We start from the raw sequence: 14,978 nt of genomic DNA on the forward strand, positions 1-14,978 counted from the left end.
TTTAACGAGGAACAGGTAAATGGCAATCCGTAACTACAAGCCGACTACCCCGGGCCGCCGCGGCTCGAGCGTGGCCGACTTCGCAGAGATCACGCGCTCGACGCCGGAGAAGTCCCTGGTTCGCCCCCTCCCCAAGAAGGGCGGCCGCAACAACTCCGGCAAGATCACCACGCGCCACAAGGGTGGTGGGCACAAGCGCCAGTACCGTCTGATCGACTTCCGTCGTCACGACAAGGACGGCGTCAACGCCAAGGTCGCGCACATCGAGTACGACCCGAACCGCACCGCGCGCATCGCGCTGCTGCACTTCGTGGACGGCACCAAGCGCTACATCATCGCGCCGAACAAGCTCTCCCAGGGCGACATCGTCGAGTCCGGTCCGGACGCCGACATCAAGCCCGGCAACAACCTGCCGCTGCGGAACATCCCGGTCGGTACGGTCATCCACGCCGTCGAGCTCCGCCCCGGTGGCGGCGCGAAGATGGCCCGCTCGGCCGGTGCCTCGATCCAGCTGGTGGCGAAGGAGGGCAAGTATGCCCAGCTCCGCCTCCCCTCGGGCGAGGTCCGCAACGTCGACGTCCGCTGCCGCGCGACGGTCGGCGAGGTCGGCAACGCCGAGCAGTCGAACATCAACTGGGGCAAGGCCGGCCGCATGCGCTGGAAGGGCGTCCGCCCGACCGTCCGCGGTGTCGCCATGAACCCGGTGGACCACCCGCACGGTGGTGGTGAGGGCAAGACCTCCGGTGGCCGTCACCCCGTCAACCCGAACGGCAAGCCCGAGGGCCGCACCCGCCGCCCGAACAAGGCGAGCGACAAGCTCATCGTCCGTCGTCGTCGTACTGGCAAGAACAAGCGATAGGAGCCTGGACACATGCCACGCAGCCTGAAGAAGGGTCCTTTCGTTGACCAGCACCTCTTTGTGAAGGTCGCCAAGGAAAACGAGAAGGGCACCAAGAACGTCATCAAGACCTGGTCCCGCCGCTCGATGATCGTCCCCGACATGCTCGGGCACACGATCGCCGTGCACGACGGACGCAAGCACATCCCGGTCTTCGTCACCGAGTCGATGGTCGGGCACAAGCTCGGCGAATTCGCCCCGACGCGGACTTTCCGCGGCCACGTGAAGGACGACAAGAAGGGCAAGCGCCGCTGATCCCTGCCGCAAGGCAGCAGCAGCGCTGAGCTCTGAGAAAGAGAAGGAAAGCAATGGAAGCCAAGGCAATTGCGCGTCACATCCGCGTAACGCCGATGAAGGCCCGGCGCGTCGTCAACCTTGTTCGTGGCAAGCAGGCGAATGAGGCTCTGGCGATCCTGAAGTTCGCCCAGCAGGCGGCTTCGGAGCCGGTGTACAAGGTCCTCGCGTCCGCGGTGGCCAACGCCCGTGTCCTCGCCGACCGCGACGGTGTCGCGTTCGACGAGAGCGACCTCTACATCTCTGAGGCGTTCGTCGACGAGGGTCCGACCATGAAGCGGTTCCAGCCGCGCGCCCAGGGCCGCGCCTACCGCATCAAGAAGCGCACCAGCCACATCACCGTGGTCGTCGCGACGCCCGAGAACGAGGAGGTCCGGTAAATGGGACAGAAGGTCAACCCCCACGGGTTCCGACTCGGCATCACCACCGACCACGTCTCGCACTGGTTTGCCGACAGCAACAAGCCCGGTCAGCGCTACAAGGACTTCGTCCGTGAGGACGTCAAGATCCGCCAGCTCATGACCAACGGCATGGAGCGCGCCGGCATCGCCAAGGTCGAGATCGAGCGCACCCGCGACCGCGTCCGCGTGGACATCCACACGGCGCGCCCGGGCATCGTGATCGGCCGCCGCGGCGCCGAGGCCGACCGCATCCGCGGCGAGCTCGAGAAGCTCACCGGCAAGCAGGTCCAGCTGAACATCCTCGAGGTCAAGAACCCCGAGGTCGAGGCCCAGCTGGTGGCCCAGGGTGTCGCGGAGCAGCTCTCGAGCCGTGTCGCGTTCCGCCGTGCCATGAAGAAGGCCATGCAGTCGGCGCAGCGCGCCGGCGCCAAGGGCATCCGCATCGCCTGCTCGGGCCGTCTCGGCGGCGCCGAGATGTCCCGCTCGGAGTTCTACCGCGAGGGCCGTGTGCCGCTGCACACGCTCCGCGCGAACATCGACTACGGCTTCTACGAGGCCAAGACCACCTTCGGCCGCATCGGCGTGAAGGTCTGGATCTACAAGGGCGATGTGACCTCCAAGGAGCTGGCTGCCCAGGCTGCCGCCGCTCCGTCCCGCGGTCGTGGTGACCGCGGCGACCGTGCGGGCCGCCCCGGTGGCGAGCGCCGCCGTCGTCCGTCTGGCGACCGCCAGCCGCAGGCCGCCACCGCGGCCGCCGAGGCACCTGCTGCCCCTGCAGCAGAAGCAGTCGCTGCTCCGGCAGCAGAAGGAGGAGAGGCTTAAATGCTTATCCCGCGTCGTGTGAAGCACCGCAAGCAGCACCACCCGGGTCGCTCGGGCGCTGCCACCGGTGGCACCAAGGTCACCTTCGGCGAGTACGGCATCCAGGCCCTCTCCCCGGCGTACGTGACCAACCGTCAGATCGAGTCCGCTCGTATCGCCATGACCCGTCACATCAAGCGTGGCGGCAAGGTCTGGATCAACATCTACCCGGACCGTCCGCTGACCAAGAAGCCCGCCGAGACCCGCATGGGTTCCGGTAAGGGCTCGCCGGAGTGGTGGGTCGCCAACGTCAAGCCGGGCCGCGTGCTCTTCGAGCTCTCCGGTGTGTCCGACGAGGTGGCGCGCGAGGCCCTGCGCCTCGCCATCCACAAGCTCCCGTTGAAGGCGCGCATCGTGCGCCGCGAAGGTGGTGAATGAGAATGGCAGTCGGTTCGAAGGACATGACGGCTGAGAAGCTCGACCAGCTGGACAACGAGCGCCTCTTCGAGGAGCTCAAGAAGGCCAAGGAAGAGCTGTTCAACCTGCGCTTCCAGTCGGCCACCGGCCAGCTCGAGAACCACGGCCGCCTCCGTGCGGTCAAGAAGGACATCGCCCGCATCTACACGATCCTGCGCGAGCGCGAGCTCGGCATCCGTGCCGAGGCCGCCCCCGTGGTCGCCGAGACGAAGGACACGAAGAAGGCGGCTAAGAAGGCTGCCAAGGCCGAGCCGGCCGAGGCTGCCGAGGAGGACGCCAAGTGAGCGAAGAGAAGAACCTGACGGAGAACGCTGCCGAGCAGCGCGGCCACCGCAAGACGGCCCGCGGCTATGTCGTGTCCGACAAGATGGACAAGACGATCGTCGTCGAGGTCGAGGACCGCGTGAAGCACTCGCTGTACGGCAAGGTCATCCGCCGCACCGAGAAGCGCAAGGCCCACGACGAGAACAACACCGCCGGCATCGGCGACCTCGTTCTCATCGCGGAGACCCGTCCGCTGTCCGCCACCAAGCGGTGGCGCCTCGTCGAGATCCTCGAGAAGGCCAAGTAACCCTTCGCCCCTCGCGGTTCCCGCACCCGTGCCGACGGCCCGTCCCCTCTCGAGGGGGCGGGCCGTCGCCGTTGGCGAGGGTGGGTGGGGCGCCGGGACCCACGACGGCGGCCCCCGCCGCCCGCTGCCAGATCGCCATCCGATGGCGCCGGGTCCGGACCCGAAGTGCACCTTCGGCACGAAGCTCCCACCGGCAGTCCACCTCTCGCCGTCCAGCCCTCCTTGCGCGGACTTGGAGGCGGGAAGTGCACTTCTCGCCGGGGCCCTGAGCTGAACCAGCACTTCCCAAGGCCGAGCCCGCGCGCGATCAGGACCTCACGGAGACCTGCGAACTCCGGGAGCACGCACTGGTTCCCCCACGGGCGCCTGGAATTCGTCCTCCACAGGGGGTGGGCAGGGCATGTCGCCCACATGAGCAGTTGCCGGCGTCGACAGCCCCGGGGCGGCGGCCAGCATGGGTCTATGAGCGCACCCGGACAGGCCTCGGACATGGCCATCCTTGATCTGCTGGCCCGTGACTCGGATCCTCGGAGGGCCTTCGCCGCCGGTGACCTCGTGAGGGTCCGCCGGGGCTGCTACTACCCGACGGATGTCTGGCTGGCCCTGACCGATGCCGAACGCTTCCAGCTCGCAGTAGCGGCCCACGCCTGGACGCATCCAGGCGCAGTGTTCTGCGGCGAGACCGCGCTGTTCCTCAGGGGCATCCCTGTCGTCAAGGTGCCCCCGACCATCGACGTCGCGACCTCGTCGACCACGCGCTTGGGGATCAGGCCGTCGTCGTTCGCGGTCCGGGGCGCGACGGAGCGCTCGGTTCGCGCCCTCGGATCGGCGCCTCCGCCTCTCCGACGCCACTTCCACGCGACCGTCATGCCGCAGGAGGTCCGCGGCTATCTCACGGTGCCCGTCGTGGAGGCTCTCGTCGAGACGATGGTGCACGCCAAGTTCGCCCGCGCGCTCACGGTCGCCGACGGAGTGCTCCGCCTCGACGCTGAGGCGCCTCTGCTCGACCGGGCGCCTGTCCTCGAGGCCATCACTGCGCTGCGGCATGCCACCCATCGACGGCGCTGCGAGGCTGTTGCATCGCTTGCACGGGCTGGAGCCGAGTCGTCTGGCGAGTCGGTGAGCCGGGCGCTCATGCTGCGGTTCGGCTTCCCTGAGCCCGTTCTGCAGCGTGAATACGTGGATGCACAGGGCCTCATCGGCAGGACTGACTTCGCGTGGCCCTCCGGACCGGGGGCCGCCCCGACGCCCTCCGGCAAGGAACGGGTGGGGGAGTTCGACGTGGGGCAAGTACTTCGACTCCGAGCTCACCGGAGGCGAAAGCCCCGTCGCGGTGATCAAGAGGGAGAAGAAGCGTGAGAACAGGCTCCTCGCACTGGGCCACCCGGTGCTCCGCTGGACGTGGGCAGAACTCGAGCAGCCGGCGAGGTTCCGCTCGATGCTGGTCGGCGCCGGGCTCCTGGCCTCCCGCAACGCGGCCTTTGTCCTGTAGCCCGTCTGACGCGGGCTCCGCTGGCCGTGAAGCTCATGCCGCCTCGGGGCTGCGAGAAGTGCACTTCTCGCCCTGCAGTCGCCTGAAGGCGGCCGTCACGGCGAGAACCGGACTACGGCAGGGTGCCCGGAGCGGGAGCCTGGGGGATTCGGGCTGGAAACGCGCGCCGTGCTACGATATTGAGCTTGTACGGCTGGCTTCGCCATGCCGTCGAAAACCTCGTGAACCATCGTGCCACCGCATAATGCCCTTCTGCCGAAGGGGAGCGCCCCGGCGCTGTCCTCGGGCAGGAAGGGGACACATGCGCGCGGCACGGTGATTCAGGCCCGTTCTGGCCACATCCAGGCGGGTCGAGAGACGCCCCATCAACCGTTCCGCAAGGCTCGCTCTGCAGCAGGACCGCAGGTGCGAGAACCAGCGAGACGTTAGGAGTAGAAGTGATTCAGCAGGAGTCGCGGCTCAAGGTCGCCGACAACACGGGTGCGAAGGAAATCCTCACCATCCGCGTTCTCGGTGGTTCGGGCCGCCGCTACGCAGGTATCGGCGATGTCATCGTCGCCACCGTCAAGGATGCAATCCCTGGCGGCAACGTCAAGAAGGGCGACGTGGTCAAGGCCGTCATCGTCCGCACCAAGAAGGAGCGCCGCCGCGCGGACGGCTCCTACATCAAGTTCGACGAGAACGCGGCAGTCATCCTCAAGAACGACGGGGATCCCCGTGGCACCCGTATCTTCGGCCCGGTCGGCCGCGAGCTGCGCGACAAGAAGTTCATGAAGATCGTCTCGCTGGCTCCGGAGGTGCTCTGACTCATGGCCGCAAAGATCAAGAAGGGCGACCTCGTCCAGGTCATCACCGGCACCAAGCAGGACAAGGGCGGTGACAAGGGGAAGCAGGGCAAGGTCCTGAAGGTGTTCCCCGAGGACAACCGCGTCCTGGTTGAGGGCATCAACCGCGTGACCAAGCACACCAAGGTGGGCCAGTCCCAGCGCGGTACCAAGACCGGCGGCATCGAGCAGGTCGAGGCCCCGATCCACATCTCGAACGTGGCCCTCGTGGACCCCGAGACCAAGAAGCCCACCAGGGTCGGCTTCCGCCTCGAGACCGTGGAGAAGGACGGCGTGCAGAAGACCGTCCGCATCCGCTACTCCAAGGCCACCGGGAAGGACATCTGATGACTGAGACTGTCGAGACTCCGGTCAAGGTCGTTCCTCGCCTCAAGGCGAAGTACGCGGAGACCATCAAGCAGGCCCTCCTCGAGGAGTTCAAGTACGAGAACGTGAACCAGGTCCCGCGCCTGGTCAAGGTTGTCGTCAACATGGGCGTCGGCGACGCCGCGAAGGACTCCAAGCTCATCGAGGGCGCTGTGCGCGACCTGACCCTCATCACGGGCCAGAAGCCGCAGGTCACCAAGGCCCGCAAGTCCATCGCCCAGTTCAAGCTGCGTGAGGGCATGCCCATCGGCGCCTTCGCGACACTCCGCGGCGACCGCATGTGGGAATTCGTGGACCGCCTCGTCTCCCTCGCGCTGCCCCGTATCCGCGACTTCCGCGGCCTCTCGGGCAAGCAGTTCGACGGCAACGGCAACTACACGTTCGGCCTCACCGAGCAGGTCATGTTCCACGAGATCGATCAGGACAAGATCGATCGCCTCCGTGGCATGGACATCACGGTTGTCACCACCGCGAAGACCGACGACGAGGGCCGTGCGCTTCTGAAGCACCTCGGCTTCCCGTTCAAGACCGAAGACTGAATCGCTACGTGACAGGTCCGCATCGGGCGCACAGCCCGGCACGGAAACCGGCACGAGGAAGGGCATGAGCCCACAATGACTATGACTGATCCCGTCGCAGACATGCTTACTCGTCTGCGCAACGCCAACGCGGCCTACCACGATGACGTCACGATGCCGTCGTCGAAGCTGAAGGTGCGCGTGGCCGACATCCTGAAGGCCGAGGGCTACATCGCCGGCTGGAAGGAAGAGGACGCCGAGGTCGGCAAGAAGCTGACCCTCACGCTCAAGTTCGGTCCGAACCGCGAGCGCTCCATCGCGGGTGTCCGCCGCATCTCCAAGCCGGGCCTCCGCGTGTACGCGAAGTCCACGAACCTCCCGCACGTCCTGGGCGGCCTCGGCATCGCCATCCTGTCTACCTCTTCGGGGCTCCTGACTGACCGTCAGGCCTCCAAGAAGGGCGTGGGCGGCGAAGTCCTCGCATACGTCTGGTAAGGGAAGGAAGAAGAAGATATGTCCCGCATTGGACGTCTCCCCATCACCGTCCCGTCAGGCGTTGAGGTCAAGATCGACGGACCCGTCGTGACCGTGAAGGGCGCCAAGGGCGAGCTGGTCCACACTGTGGCCAGCCCCATCGAGGTCTCCCTCGACGACACCACCCTCTCGGTGACCCGTCCCAACGACGAGCGCCTCTCGCGCTCGCTCCACGGCCTGACCCGCACGCTCCTGTTCAACATGATCGAGGGCGTGACCAAGGGCTACGAGAAGAAGCTCGAGATCGTCGGCACCGGTTACCGCGTGCAGGCCAAGGGCTCGGACCTCGAGTTCGCGCTCGGCTTCTCCCACCCGGTGAACATCACTGCCCCCGAGGGCATCACGTTCGCCGTCGAGGGACCGACGAAGTTCTCGGTCTCCGGCATCGACAAGCAGCAGGTCGGTGAGGTGGCTGCCAACATCCGCAAGCTGCGCAAGCCCGACCCGTACAAGGGCAAGGGCATCCGCTACGCCGGCGAGGTTGTCCGCCGCAAGGTCGGAAAGGCTGGTAAGTAACCATGGCTCTGGGCATCAACAAGAAGCGCGCCGCCAAGTCCAAGCAGCAGGCTCGGTCCCGTCGCCACTTCCGCCTCCGCAAGAAGGTCGTCGGCTCTGCCGAGCGTCCCCGTCTGGTCGTGAACCGCTCCTCGCGGCACGTGTTCGTCCAGGTTGTCGACGACAGCAAGGGCGTCACGCTGGTCTCCGCCTCCACGCTCGAGGCCGACCTCCGCTCGTTCGAGGGTGACAAGACCGCCAAGGCCAAGCGCGTCGGCGAGCTCATCGCCGAGCGTGCGAAGGCTGCGGGCATCGAGGCCGTCGTGTTCGACCGTGGTGGCAACAAGTACCACGGCCGCGTGGCTGCGATCGCGGACGGCGCACGTGAAGGTGGGCTGGCCCTGTGACCGCTGAGAACAACGAGAAGGTTAACGTGACCGAGCAGAATGCAACCGAGGCTGCCGGCTCCGCTCCCGCTACCGAGGATCGCCGCGGCGGTCGTCGTGGCGAGGGCCGCGGCCAGGGCCGTGGCGATCGCGGTGGCCGTGGCGGCCGCGACAGCCGCGACGCCGAGAAGAGCCAGTTCATCGAGCGCGTGGTGACCATCAACCGCGTCGCCAAGGTCGTCAAGGGCGGCCGTCGCTTCAGCTTCACCGCCCTCGTGGTGGTGGGTGACGGCAACGGCATGGTCGGCGTCGGCTACGGCAAGGCCAAGGAGGTCCCCGCGGCCATCGCCAAGGGCGTGGAGGAGGCCAAGAAGTCCTTCTTCCGCGTCCCGCGCGTCGGCACCACCGTCCCGCACCTGGTGCAGGGCGAGGCCGCCGCTGGTGTGGTCATGCTCCGTCCGGCCGCCCCGGGTACCGGTGTGATCGCCGGCGGTCCGGTGCGCGCCGTGCTCGAGTGCGTCGGCATCCACGACGTGCTGTCGAAGTCCCTCGGGTCCTCGAACGCCATCAACATCGTCCACGCGACGGTGGAGGCGCTCAAGAGCCTCGAGGAGCCGCAGGCCGTGGCCGCCCGCCGTGGCCTGCCGCTGGACGAGGTTGCTCCGGCTGCACTCGTGCGGAACCTCCAGAACACGAAGGCAGGTGCATGAGTCATGGCGAAGAACCTGACTCCCTCCGACGCCACGTTGGAGATCACTCAGATCAAGGGCGTCATCGGCGCCAAGCAGAACCACCGCGAGACCCTGCGTTCGCTCGGCCTCAAGCGGATCGGCCACACGGTCACCCGCAAGGCCGACGCCGTGACCGTGGGCATGATCAACACGGTTCCGCACCTCGTGAAGGTTGAGGAGGCGAAGTAATGGCAGAGAAGGCCAAGGAGCAGAGCTCCGAGAAGAACACGGCCCTCAAGGTCCACCACCTGCGTCCGGCCATCGGCGCCAAGACCGCGAAGACCCGTGTGGGTCGCGGTGAGGGCTCCAAGGGCAAGACCGCCGGCCGTGGCACCAAGGGCACGAAGGCCCGCTACCAGGTCAAGGCCGGCTTCGCGGGCGGGCAGCTTCCGCTGCACATGCGCCTGCCGAAGCTCCGCGGCTTCAAGAACCCGTTCCGCGTCGAGTTCCAGGTCGTGAACCTGGACCGCATCTCGGAGCTGTTCCCCGAGGGCGGCACCATCGCGGTCGAGGATCTCGTGGCCAAGGGCGCCGTTCGCAAGAACGAGCCGGTCAAGGTCCTCGGCTCCGGCGACATCACCGTCAAGGTCGATGTCACGGCGCACGCCTTCTCGGCCTCGGCCGAGGAGAAGATCGCCGCAGCCGGCGGCTCCACGACCGTCCTCTGAGACGAGACGGAGCGCGGCTGACGCCGTGAAGCGCAAGGCCCCGGCCGGCGTCGTGCACACCGCACGACGCCGGCCGGGGCCCCTCGCGTTAAGGCGCGCCCACCGCACGGAGGGTGCCGCTCGTCGCAGGACGGCCCGGGCGATTATCGGCTCGGGGTCCCGTGCGGCTAGACTCAAAAGCTGGACCTCAGACTCCGGAGCACTGACCCGTGTCTCGGAGCGTCGACTCTACATTCCTCGACACGGGGGAGGAGAAGCGTGCTTTCTGCGATCGGCCGGGCTTTCCGGACGCCCGACCTGCGGCGCAAGCTGCTGTTCACGCTGGGCATCATCGCTATTTTCCGGCTCGGGGCGTTCATTCCGTCCCCGGGCGTGAACTACCAGAACGTCAAGGCCTGCCTCTCTCCCGGTGTGAGCGGACAGGCGACCGGCATCTACCAGATGCTGAACCTGTTCAGCGGCGGCGCTCTGCTGCAGGTCTCGATCTTCGCCCTGGGCATCATGCCGTACATCACGGCGAGCATCATCGTGCAGCTGCTGCGCGTGGTGATCCCCCGGTTCCAGGAGCTCTACGACGAGGGCCAGGCCGGCCAGACGAAGCTCACCCAGTACACGCGCTACCTGACGATCGCGCTGGGCCTGCTGAACGCCACCACGCTGGTGTCGCTCGTGCGCTCGGGCCAGCTGTTCCCGAACTGCCAGCTGCAGATCATCCCGGACACGTCCGTCATCGCGACGGTCCTCGTGGTCATCACCCTGACCGCCGGCACCGGCCTCATCATGTGGATGGGCGAGCTCGTGACCGAGAAGGGGATCGGCAACGGCATGTCGCTGCTGATCTTCACCTCGATCGCGGCGCAGTTCCCCGCCTCCCTCGGCGCGATCTGGACCTCCAAGGGCCCGGGCACCTTCTTCATCGTGCTGGTGGTCGGCCTCGTCACCATGGCGCTGGTCATCTTCGTCGAGCAGTCGCAGCGCCGGATCCCGGTGCAGTACGCCAAGCGCATGATCGGCCGCCGGACCGTGGGCGGCACGAGCACGTACATCCCGATCAAGGTCAACATGGCGGGCGTCATCCCGGTCATCTTCGCCTCGTCGATGCTGTACCTCCCCGCGCTCGTCGCGCAGTTCAACACCCCGCACGACGGCTCGGCTCCGGCCGGCTGGGTCGAGTGGATCAACAACAACCTCACCCGCGGGGACCATCCGGTCTACATGGTCATCTACTTTGTGATGATCGTGTTCTTCACCTACTTCTACGTCGCGATCACCTTCAACCCTGAAGAGGTCTCCGACAACATGAAGAAGTACGGCGGGTTCATCCCCGGCATCCGTGCCGGCCGGCCCACTGCGGACTATCTGCAGTACGTACTCTCGCGCATCACGCTGCCGGGTGCCCTGTACCTCGGCATCGTGGCTCTGATCCCGCTCATCGCCCTGGTGCTCGTCAATGCCAACCAGAACTTCCCGTTCGGCGGCACGTCGATCCTGATCGTGGTGGGCGTCGGCCTGGAGACGGTCAAGCAGATTGATGCGCAGCTCCAACAGCGACACTACGAAGGACTACTGCGATGACGAGAATGCTCCTTATTGGCCCTCCCGGTTCCGGCAAGGGTACCCAGGCGGAACGAATCTCGGACCGCCTCGGTATCGTCGCGATCTCCACGGGCGACATCTTCCGCTACAACGTCAAGGAGCAGACCCCGCTCGGCGTCGAGGCGAAGAAGTACATGGATGCCGGCGACTTCGTCCCCGACTCGGTGACGAACAAGATGGTCCGCGACCGCCTCACGGAGGACGACACGACCAGCGGTTTCCTCCTCGACGGGTACCCGCGCACCGTCGCGCAGGTCGAGTACCTCGACGGCATCCTGGCCGAGAAGGGGCAGTCGCTCGACGTCGTGCTCCAGCTGACCGCGGACGACGACGAGCTGGTCGCCCGCCTGCTGGGCCGCGCCAAGGAGACGGGCCGCAGCGACGACACCGAGGACGTGATCCGTCACCGCCTCGAGCTCTACCACACGCAGACCGAGGCGGTCGTGTCCCAGTACGCGGACCGCGGCACGCTGACCAAAGTCGACGGCATCGGCGCCATTGACGAGGTCACCGAGCGGGTCCTGGCGGCCATCGAGTCCGTCAAGTCCGCCTCGTAGGCGGTTTCAGCAGTACGACGTGCGGCGCCGTCCGGTGGGATTCCCCCCCCGGGCGGCGCCGCACGCACTTTGTGAGGGAGGAGCCCATCGTGGGCAGCCAGCGGAAGATCGAGTACAAGAACAACGGGCAGCTGCGGATCATGGCGGAGGCCGGGGTGCTGCTCAGCCGCGCCCTCGACGCCGCGGTGGCGGCCGTGGCTCCCGGGGTGACGACGGACGAGCTCGACGCCGCGTTCGCCGAGGTGGTCGACGCCGCGGGCGCCCAGTACAACTTCCTCGGCTACTACGGCTACCCCAAGCACATCTGCGTCTCCGTCAATGACGAGGTGGTGCACGGCATCCCCGGACCGCGCCGGCTCGCCGAGGGCGACGTGCTCTCGATCGACGGCGGCTGCGTGGTGCGCGGCTGGAACGCCGACTCGGCGCGGACGGTGATCGTGGGGGAGGGCGACCCCGAGGACGTGCGCCTGTCCGAGGTGACGCGCGCGGCCATGTGGGCCGGCATCGCGGCCTTCGCGCGCGCCTCCTACGTGGGCGAGATCGGGGACGCGATCGACGACTTCGTCTCGGCCCAGGAGGGAGCGCCGCTGGGGATCCTCGAGGACTACGTGGGCCACGGCATCGGCTCGGCGATGCACATGGCGCCGGACGTGCTCAACTACCGCACCGGCCACCGCGGGGCGAAGATCAAGCCCGGCATGGCCCTCGCGATCGAGCCGATGCTCGTCCGGGGCTCGATCGAGACGAAGACCCTGGGCGACGAGTGGACCGTCGTCACGACGGACGGCTCGCGGGCGTCCCAGTGGGAGCACTCCGTGGCGCGCCACAGCGGGGGCATCTGGGTGCTCACGGCCCCCGACGGCGGCGCCTCCGAGCTCGCGCCCCTCGGCGTGACGCCTGTGCCGATCCCGGCCTGATGTCCCCGCTGGTTCCGCGGAGGCCGGCCGCCCCGCCGGGGAATACCCGCCGGTAGCACCGCGTTGGGCCCGGGTATGAAGGCCATTGCATACGACCACTTCGGATCCGCCGACGTCCTCGAGCTCAAGGACCTCCCCGACCCGCACCCGGGCTCCGACTCGGTGCTCGTCGAGGTGAAGGCCGCGAGCCTGAACCCCGTGGACTACAAGGTGCGCGAGGGCTACCTGCAGGGCGTGATCGACGCCGTCTTCCCCGTGGTCCCGGGCTGGGACGTGGCCGGCGTCGTGGTCAAGGCCGGGCTGGACACCCCGGAGTTCGCGGTGGGCGACGAGATCCTCGCCTACGCCCGCAAGGACGTCATCTCCGGCGGCACCCTCGCCGAGCTCGTCGAGGTGCCCGTGCGCACCGCGGCCCGCAAGCCCGAGGGCCTCAGCTTCGAGGACGCCGCGGCGCTGCCGCTCGCGGGCCTCACCGCGCTGCAGACCGTGCGCCGGGCCGGGGTCGCCGCCGGGTCCACCGTGCTCATCCACGCGGCCGCGGGCGGCGTGGGCTCCTACGCGACCCAGCTGGCAGTCCTCGCCGGCGCCCGTGTGGTGGGCACCGCCTCGGAGGGCAACCACGACTACCTGCGCTCCCTCGGCGCCGAGCCCATCGCGTACGGCGAGGGCCTGGTCGACGCCGCCCGCGCCCTCGTCCCCGAGGGCTTCGATGTGATCCTCGACTTCGTGGGGAACGGCGCCCTGGACACCGTCCCCCAGCTGCTGCGCGCGGGCGGCACCGCCGCCTCCATCACCGATCCCGCCGCCCGCGACGAGTACGGCGGCCAGTACGTCTGGGTCCGCCCCGATGCGGCCGACCTCGCCGAGCTCGCCCAGCTCACCGCCGATGGCAGGCTCAAGGTCGAGGTCGCGGACGTCGTCGAGCTCGCGCAGGCGGCCGACGCGTACCGGACCCTTGAGGGCGGCCACGTGCGCGGCAAGCTCGTGGTCCGCCCCTGACGTGACGCGACCCGCCTGACGCACGACGGCGCCGCCCCCTTCGGAAGGTGGGCGGCGCCGTCGTGCGTGGCCGGGGTGCGCTACGCCTTGAGCTTGGGCTTCACGTCCTTGTCGTAGATGCCCTGCAGCGTCTTCTTCAGGTCGCCCATGGTGGACTTCACGTCGGCCTGCTGGGTGACGATCTTCGAGACGGCCTTGGCCATCTCCTGGTCGGCGCCGGGCAGGAACACGCGCGCGTTGTCCTGGACCTTGGTCACGGCGAGCTGGTCGATCGCCGTCTGGATCTGCGGGGTCTTGGCCAGCACGGCCGTCATGTCCGCGGACTTGTTGACCGGCATGTACCCCGTGGCCCCGGAGAAGGCCGCTGCGTTCTCCGGCTGGCCGACGAACTTGATGAACATCGCCGCGGCGAGCTGCTGCTCCTTGGAGATCCCGGAGGGGATGCCGAGGCCCGCGCCGCCCGTGGGGCACACCGGCTTGGTCGCCTTGGGGCCGCCGGGGAGGAAGCCGACGCCCACGTTGAACTTGGCCGTCTTGAGCACGCCCACGAGGGAGCCCGTCGAGGAGATCGTCGCCGAGGCGATGCCGCCGCCGAAGTCCGCCGAGGAGTCCTTCGAGGACACGCCGGCCCACTTGTCCTTGTACACCGAGTCCTGGATCCACTGCATCGCGGCGACGGCGTCGTCCGAGTCGCACGTGATGTCCCAGCCCTTGGACCAGCCCGAGCCCCAGCCCCACAGATTGTTCTGCAGGGTCCAGCCCGCGTAGTCGGCCAGCGCCGGGTACATGTACGCGTACTGGGCGCCCGAGGCGGCCTTGATCTTCGTGGCCCAGTCGCCGAACTCGGACCACGTGGCCGGGGCACGGTCGGGGAGCCCGGCGGCCTTGAAGTGGTCCTTGTTGTAGTAGAACAGCGGCGTGGAGCGCGCGTACGGCATGGCCCACTGCTTGTTCGCGTACTGGTAGTCCTGCACGAGCGAGTCGCGGTAGTCGCTGAGCTTGATGCCCAGCTGCTTGATCGCGGAGTCCATCGGGATGATGTTGCCGTTGATGTAGTAGCGGAACCACCACACGTCGGAGAGCAGCACGACGCCGGGCAGCCCCGAGTTCGCGGCCTGCGCGGTCTGGAACTTCTGGGCGATCTCCTCGTAGTTGGCCCCGGCCGTGACGAGGTTGACCTTGATGCCCGGGTTCGCGGCCTCGAACTTCGCCACGAGCTGCTTCTCGATGTCCTCGGACTTGCCCGGGTGGCTGGACCAGAAGTCGATCGACGCAGCCGGCTTGACGTCCTTGAAGTCGATGTCGGCGACCGCGGAGCTCGCGCTGCTGCCGGAGGTGTCGGGGCCGCCGCACGCGGCGAGGGCCGCCACGGACGCGCTGGCGCCGGCGAGGCCGAGGAAGTGCCGACGATCGAGTCGGAATGCCATTGCTT

The 14,978-nt window shown here is 67.8% G+C and carries 23 protein-coding genes; 22 read left to right on the forward strand and 1 reads right to left on the reverse strand.

Annotated elements, in window-relative coordinates; translation table 11 throughout:
- Positions 1–19 precede the first annotated feature (19 nt).
- The 22 genes from rplB to ACVWWH_RS02020 all read left to right on the forward strand — a co-directional run bounded on the left by rplB (position 20) and on the right by ACVWWH_RS02020 (position 13,546).
- Positions 20–859, forward strand: coding sequence for a 50S ribosomal protein L2 (gene rplB / locus ACVWWH_RS01915; RefSeq protein WP_066499537.1), 840 nt, complete (start codon positions 20–22; stop codon positions 857–859).
- Positions 860–871: 12 nt separating this feature from the next.
- Positions 872–1,153: a 30S ribosomal protein S19 gene (gene rpsS / locus ACVWWH_RS01920; protein ID WP_307114628.1), complete on the forward strand. Its 282-nt coding sequence runs from the start codon at positions 872–874 to the stop codon at positions 1,151–1,153.
- Between the two features lie 53 nt (positions 1,154–1,206).
- Positions 1,207–1,572: a 50S ribosomal protein L22 gene (rplV, locus tag ACVWWH_RS01925; protein ID WP_066499533.1), complete on the forward strand. Its 366-nt coding sequence runs from the start codon at positions 1,207–1,209 to the stop codon at positions 1,570–1,572.
- The gene (gene rpsC / locus ACVWWH_RS01930; protein WP_457315408.1) at positions 1,573–2,415 is read left to right on the forward strand and encodes a 30S ribosomal protein S3; all 843 of its coding nucleotides are present in this window, start codon (positions 1,573–1,575) and stop codon (positions 2,413–2,415) included.
- On the forward strand, positions 2,416–2,832 hold the full coding sequence (rplP, locus tag ACVWWH_RS01935) for a 50S ribosomal protein L16 (RefSeq protein ID WP_066499525.1): 417 nt from the start codon (positions 2,416–2,418) through the stop codon (positions 2,830–2,832).
- Positions 2,833–2,834: 2 nt separating this feature from the next.
- Positions 2,835–3,155, forward strand: a complete 321-nt coding sequence (gene rpmC, locus ACVWWH_RS01940; protein WP_066499519.1) for a 50S ribosomal protein L29 — start codon at positions 2,835–2,837, stop codon at positions 3,153–3,155.
- The gene (gene rpsQ, locus ACVWWH_RS01945) at positions 3,152–3,442 is read left to right on the forward strand and encodes a 30S ribosomal protein S17 (protein ID WP_066499517.1); all 291 of its coding nucleotides are present in this window, start codon (positions 3,152–3,154) and stop codon (positions 3,440–3,442) included. Before rpmC ends, rpsQ begins: the two co-directional genes overlap by 4 nt.
- Positions 3,443–3,904: 462 nt before the next feature.
- Positions 3,905–4,801 (forward strand): hypothetical protein, encoded by an 897-nt coding sequence (locus ACVWWH_RS01950; protein WP_457315409.1) that lies wholly within the window; start codon positions 3,905–3,907, stop codon positions 4,799–4,801.
- Positions 4,776–4,934: a hypothetical protein gene (locus ACVWWH_RS01955; RefSeq protein ID WP_457315410.1), complete on the forward strand. Its 159-nt coding sequence runs from the start codon at positions 4,776–4,778 to the stop codon at positions 4,932–4,934. Before ACVWWH_RS01950 ends, ACVWWH_RS01955 begins: the two co-directional genes overlap by 26 nt.
- 437 nt (positions 4,935–5,371) lie before the next feature.
- Positions 5,372–5,740: a 50S ribosomal protein L14 gene (gene rplN, locus ACVWWH_RS01960; RefSeq protein ID WP_003803789.1), complete on the forward strand. Its 369-nt coding sequence runs from the start codon at positions 5,372–5,374 to the stop codon at positions 5,738–5,740.
- A gap of 3 nt (positions 5,741–5,743) precedes the next feature.
- Positions 5,744–6,106 carry a 50S ribosomal protein L24 gene (rplX, locus tag ACVWWH_RS01965; protein WP_066499514.1) on the forward strand — a complete coding sequence of 121 codons (363 nt, stop codon included), beginning with the start codon at positions 5,744–5,746 and terminating at the stop codon, positions 6,104–6,106.
- Complete coding sequence (gene rplE, locus ACVWWH_RS01970) at positions 6,106–6,684, forward strand: 50S ribosomal protein L5 (protein ID WP_066499504.1); 579 nt, start codon at positions 6,106–6,108, stop codon at positions 6,682–6,684. Before rplX ends, rplE begins: the two co-directional genes overlap by 1 nt.
- Positions 6,685–6,759: 75 nt before the next feature.
- A complete protein-coding gene (rpsH, locus tag ACVWWH_RS01975; RefSeq protein WP_066499502.1) occupies positions 6,760–7,158 on the forward strand; it encodes a 30S ribosomal protein S8 in 399 nt (132 codons plus the stop codon).
- An 18-nt stretch (positions 7,159–7,176) separates the two neighbouring features.
- Positions 7,177–7,713 (forward strand): 50S ribosomal protein L6, encoded by a 537-nt coding sequence (gene rplF / locus ACVWWH_RS01980; protein ID WP_447419630.1) that lies wholly within the window; start codon positions 7,177–7,179, stop codon positions 7,711–7,713.
- A gap of 2 nt (positions 7,714–7,715) precedes the next feature.
- Entirely contained in the window at positions 7,716–8,099 is a 384-nt protein-coding gene (rplR, locus tag ACVWWH_RS01985; protein ID WP_066499495.1) for a 50S ribosomal protein L18, read from the forward strand.
- A gap of 26 nt (positions 8,100–8,125) precedes the next feature.
- Positions 8,126–8,788 (forward strand): 30S ribosomal protein S5, encoded by a 663-nt coding sequence (rpsE, locus tag ACVWWH_RS01990; protein ID WP_174835348.1) that lies wholly within the window; start codon positions 8,126–8,128, stop codon positions 8,786–8,788.
- Positions 8,789–8,791: 3 nt separating this feature from the next.
- Positions 8,792–8,998 (forward strand): 50S ribosomal protein L30, encoded by a 207-nt coding sequence (gene rpmD / locus ACVWWH_RS01995; RefSeq protein WP_066499491.1) that lies wholly within the window; start codon positions 8,792–8,794, stop codon positions 8,996–8,998.
- On the forward strand, positions 8,998–9,477 hold the full coding sequence (gene rplO / locus ACVWWH_RS02000; RefSeq protein WP_066499489.1) for a 50S ribosomal protein L15: 480 nt from the start codon (positions 8,998–9,000) through the stop codon (positions 9,475–9,477). Before rpmD ends, rplO begins: the two co-directional genes overlap by 1 nt.
- A 258-nt stretch (positions 9,478–9,735) precedes the next feature.
- On the forward strand, positions 9,736–11,052 hold the full coding sequence (gene secY / locus ACVWWH_RS02005; RefSeq protein ID WP_066499488.1) for a preprotein translocase subunit SecY: 1,317 nt from the start codon (positions 9,736–9,738) through the stop codon (positions 11,050–11,052).
- Positions 11,053–11,057: 5 nt separating this feature from the next.
- Positions 11,058–11,630, forward strand: coding sequence for an adenylate kinase (locus tag ACVWWH_RS02010; RefSeq protein ID WP_457315523.1), 573 nt, complete (start codon positions 11,058–11,060; stop codon positions 11,628–11,630).
- Positions 11,631–11,719: 89 nt separating this feature from the next.
- Positions 11,720–12,547, forward strand: coding sequence for a type I methionyl aminopeptidase (gene map, locus ACVWWH_RS02015; RefSeq protein WP_457315411.1), 828 nt, complete (start codon positions 11,720–11,722; stop codon positions 12,545–12,547).
- Between the two features lie 75 nt (positions 12,548–12,622).
- Positions 12,623–13,546 carry an NADP-dependent oxidoreductase gene (locus ACVWWH_RS02020; RefSeq protein WP_457315412.1) on the forward strand — a complete coding sequence of 308 codons (924 nt, stop codon included), beginning with the start codon at positions 12,623–12,625 and terminating at the stop codon, positions 13,544–13,546.
- 80 nt (positions 13,547–13,626) lie between these two features.
- Here ACVWWH_RS02020 and ACVWWH_RS02025 read toward each other — a convergent pair whose 3' ends face one another.
- Entirely contained in the window at positions 13,627–14,973 is a 1,347-nt protein-coding gene (locus ACVWWH_RS02025) for an ABC transporter substrate-binding protein (protein ID WP_457315413.1), read from the reverse strand.
- Between the last annotated feature and the right edge of the window lie 5 nt (positions 14,974–14,978).

The sequence above is a fragment of the Sinomonas sp. RB5 genome (assembly GCF_054063535.1).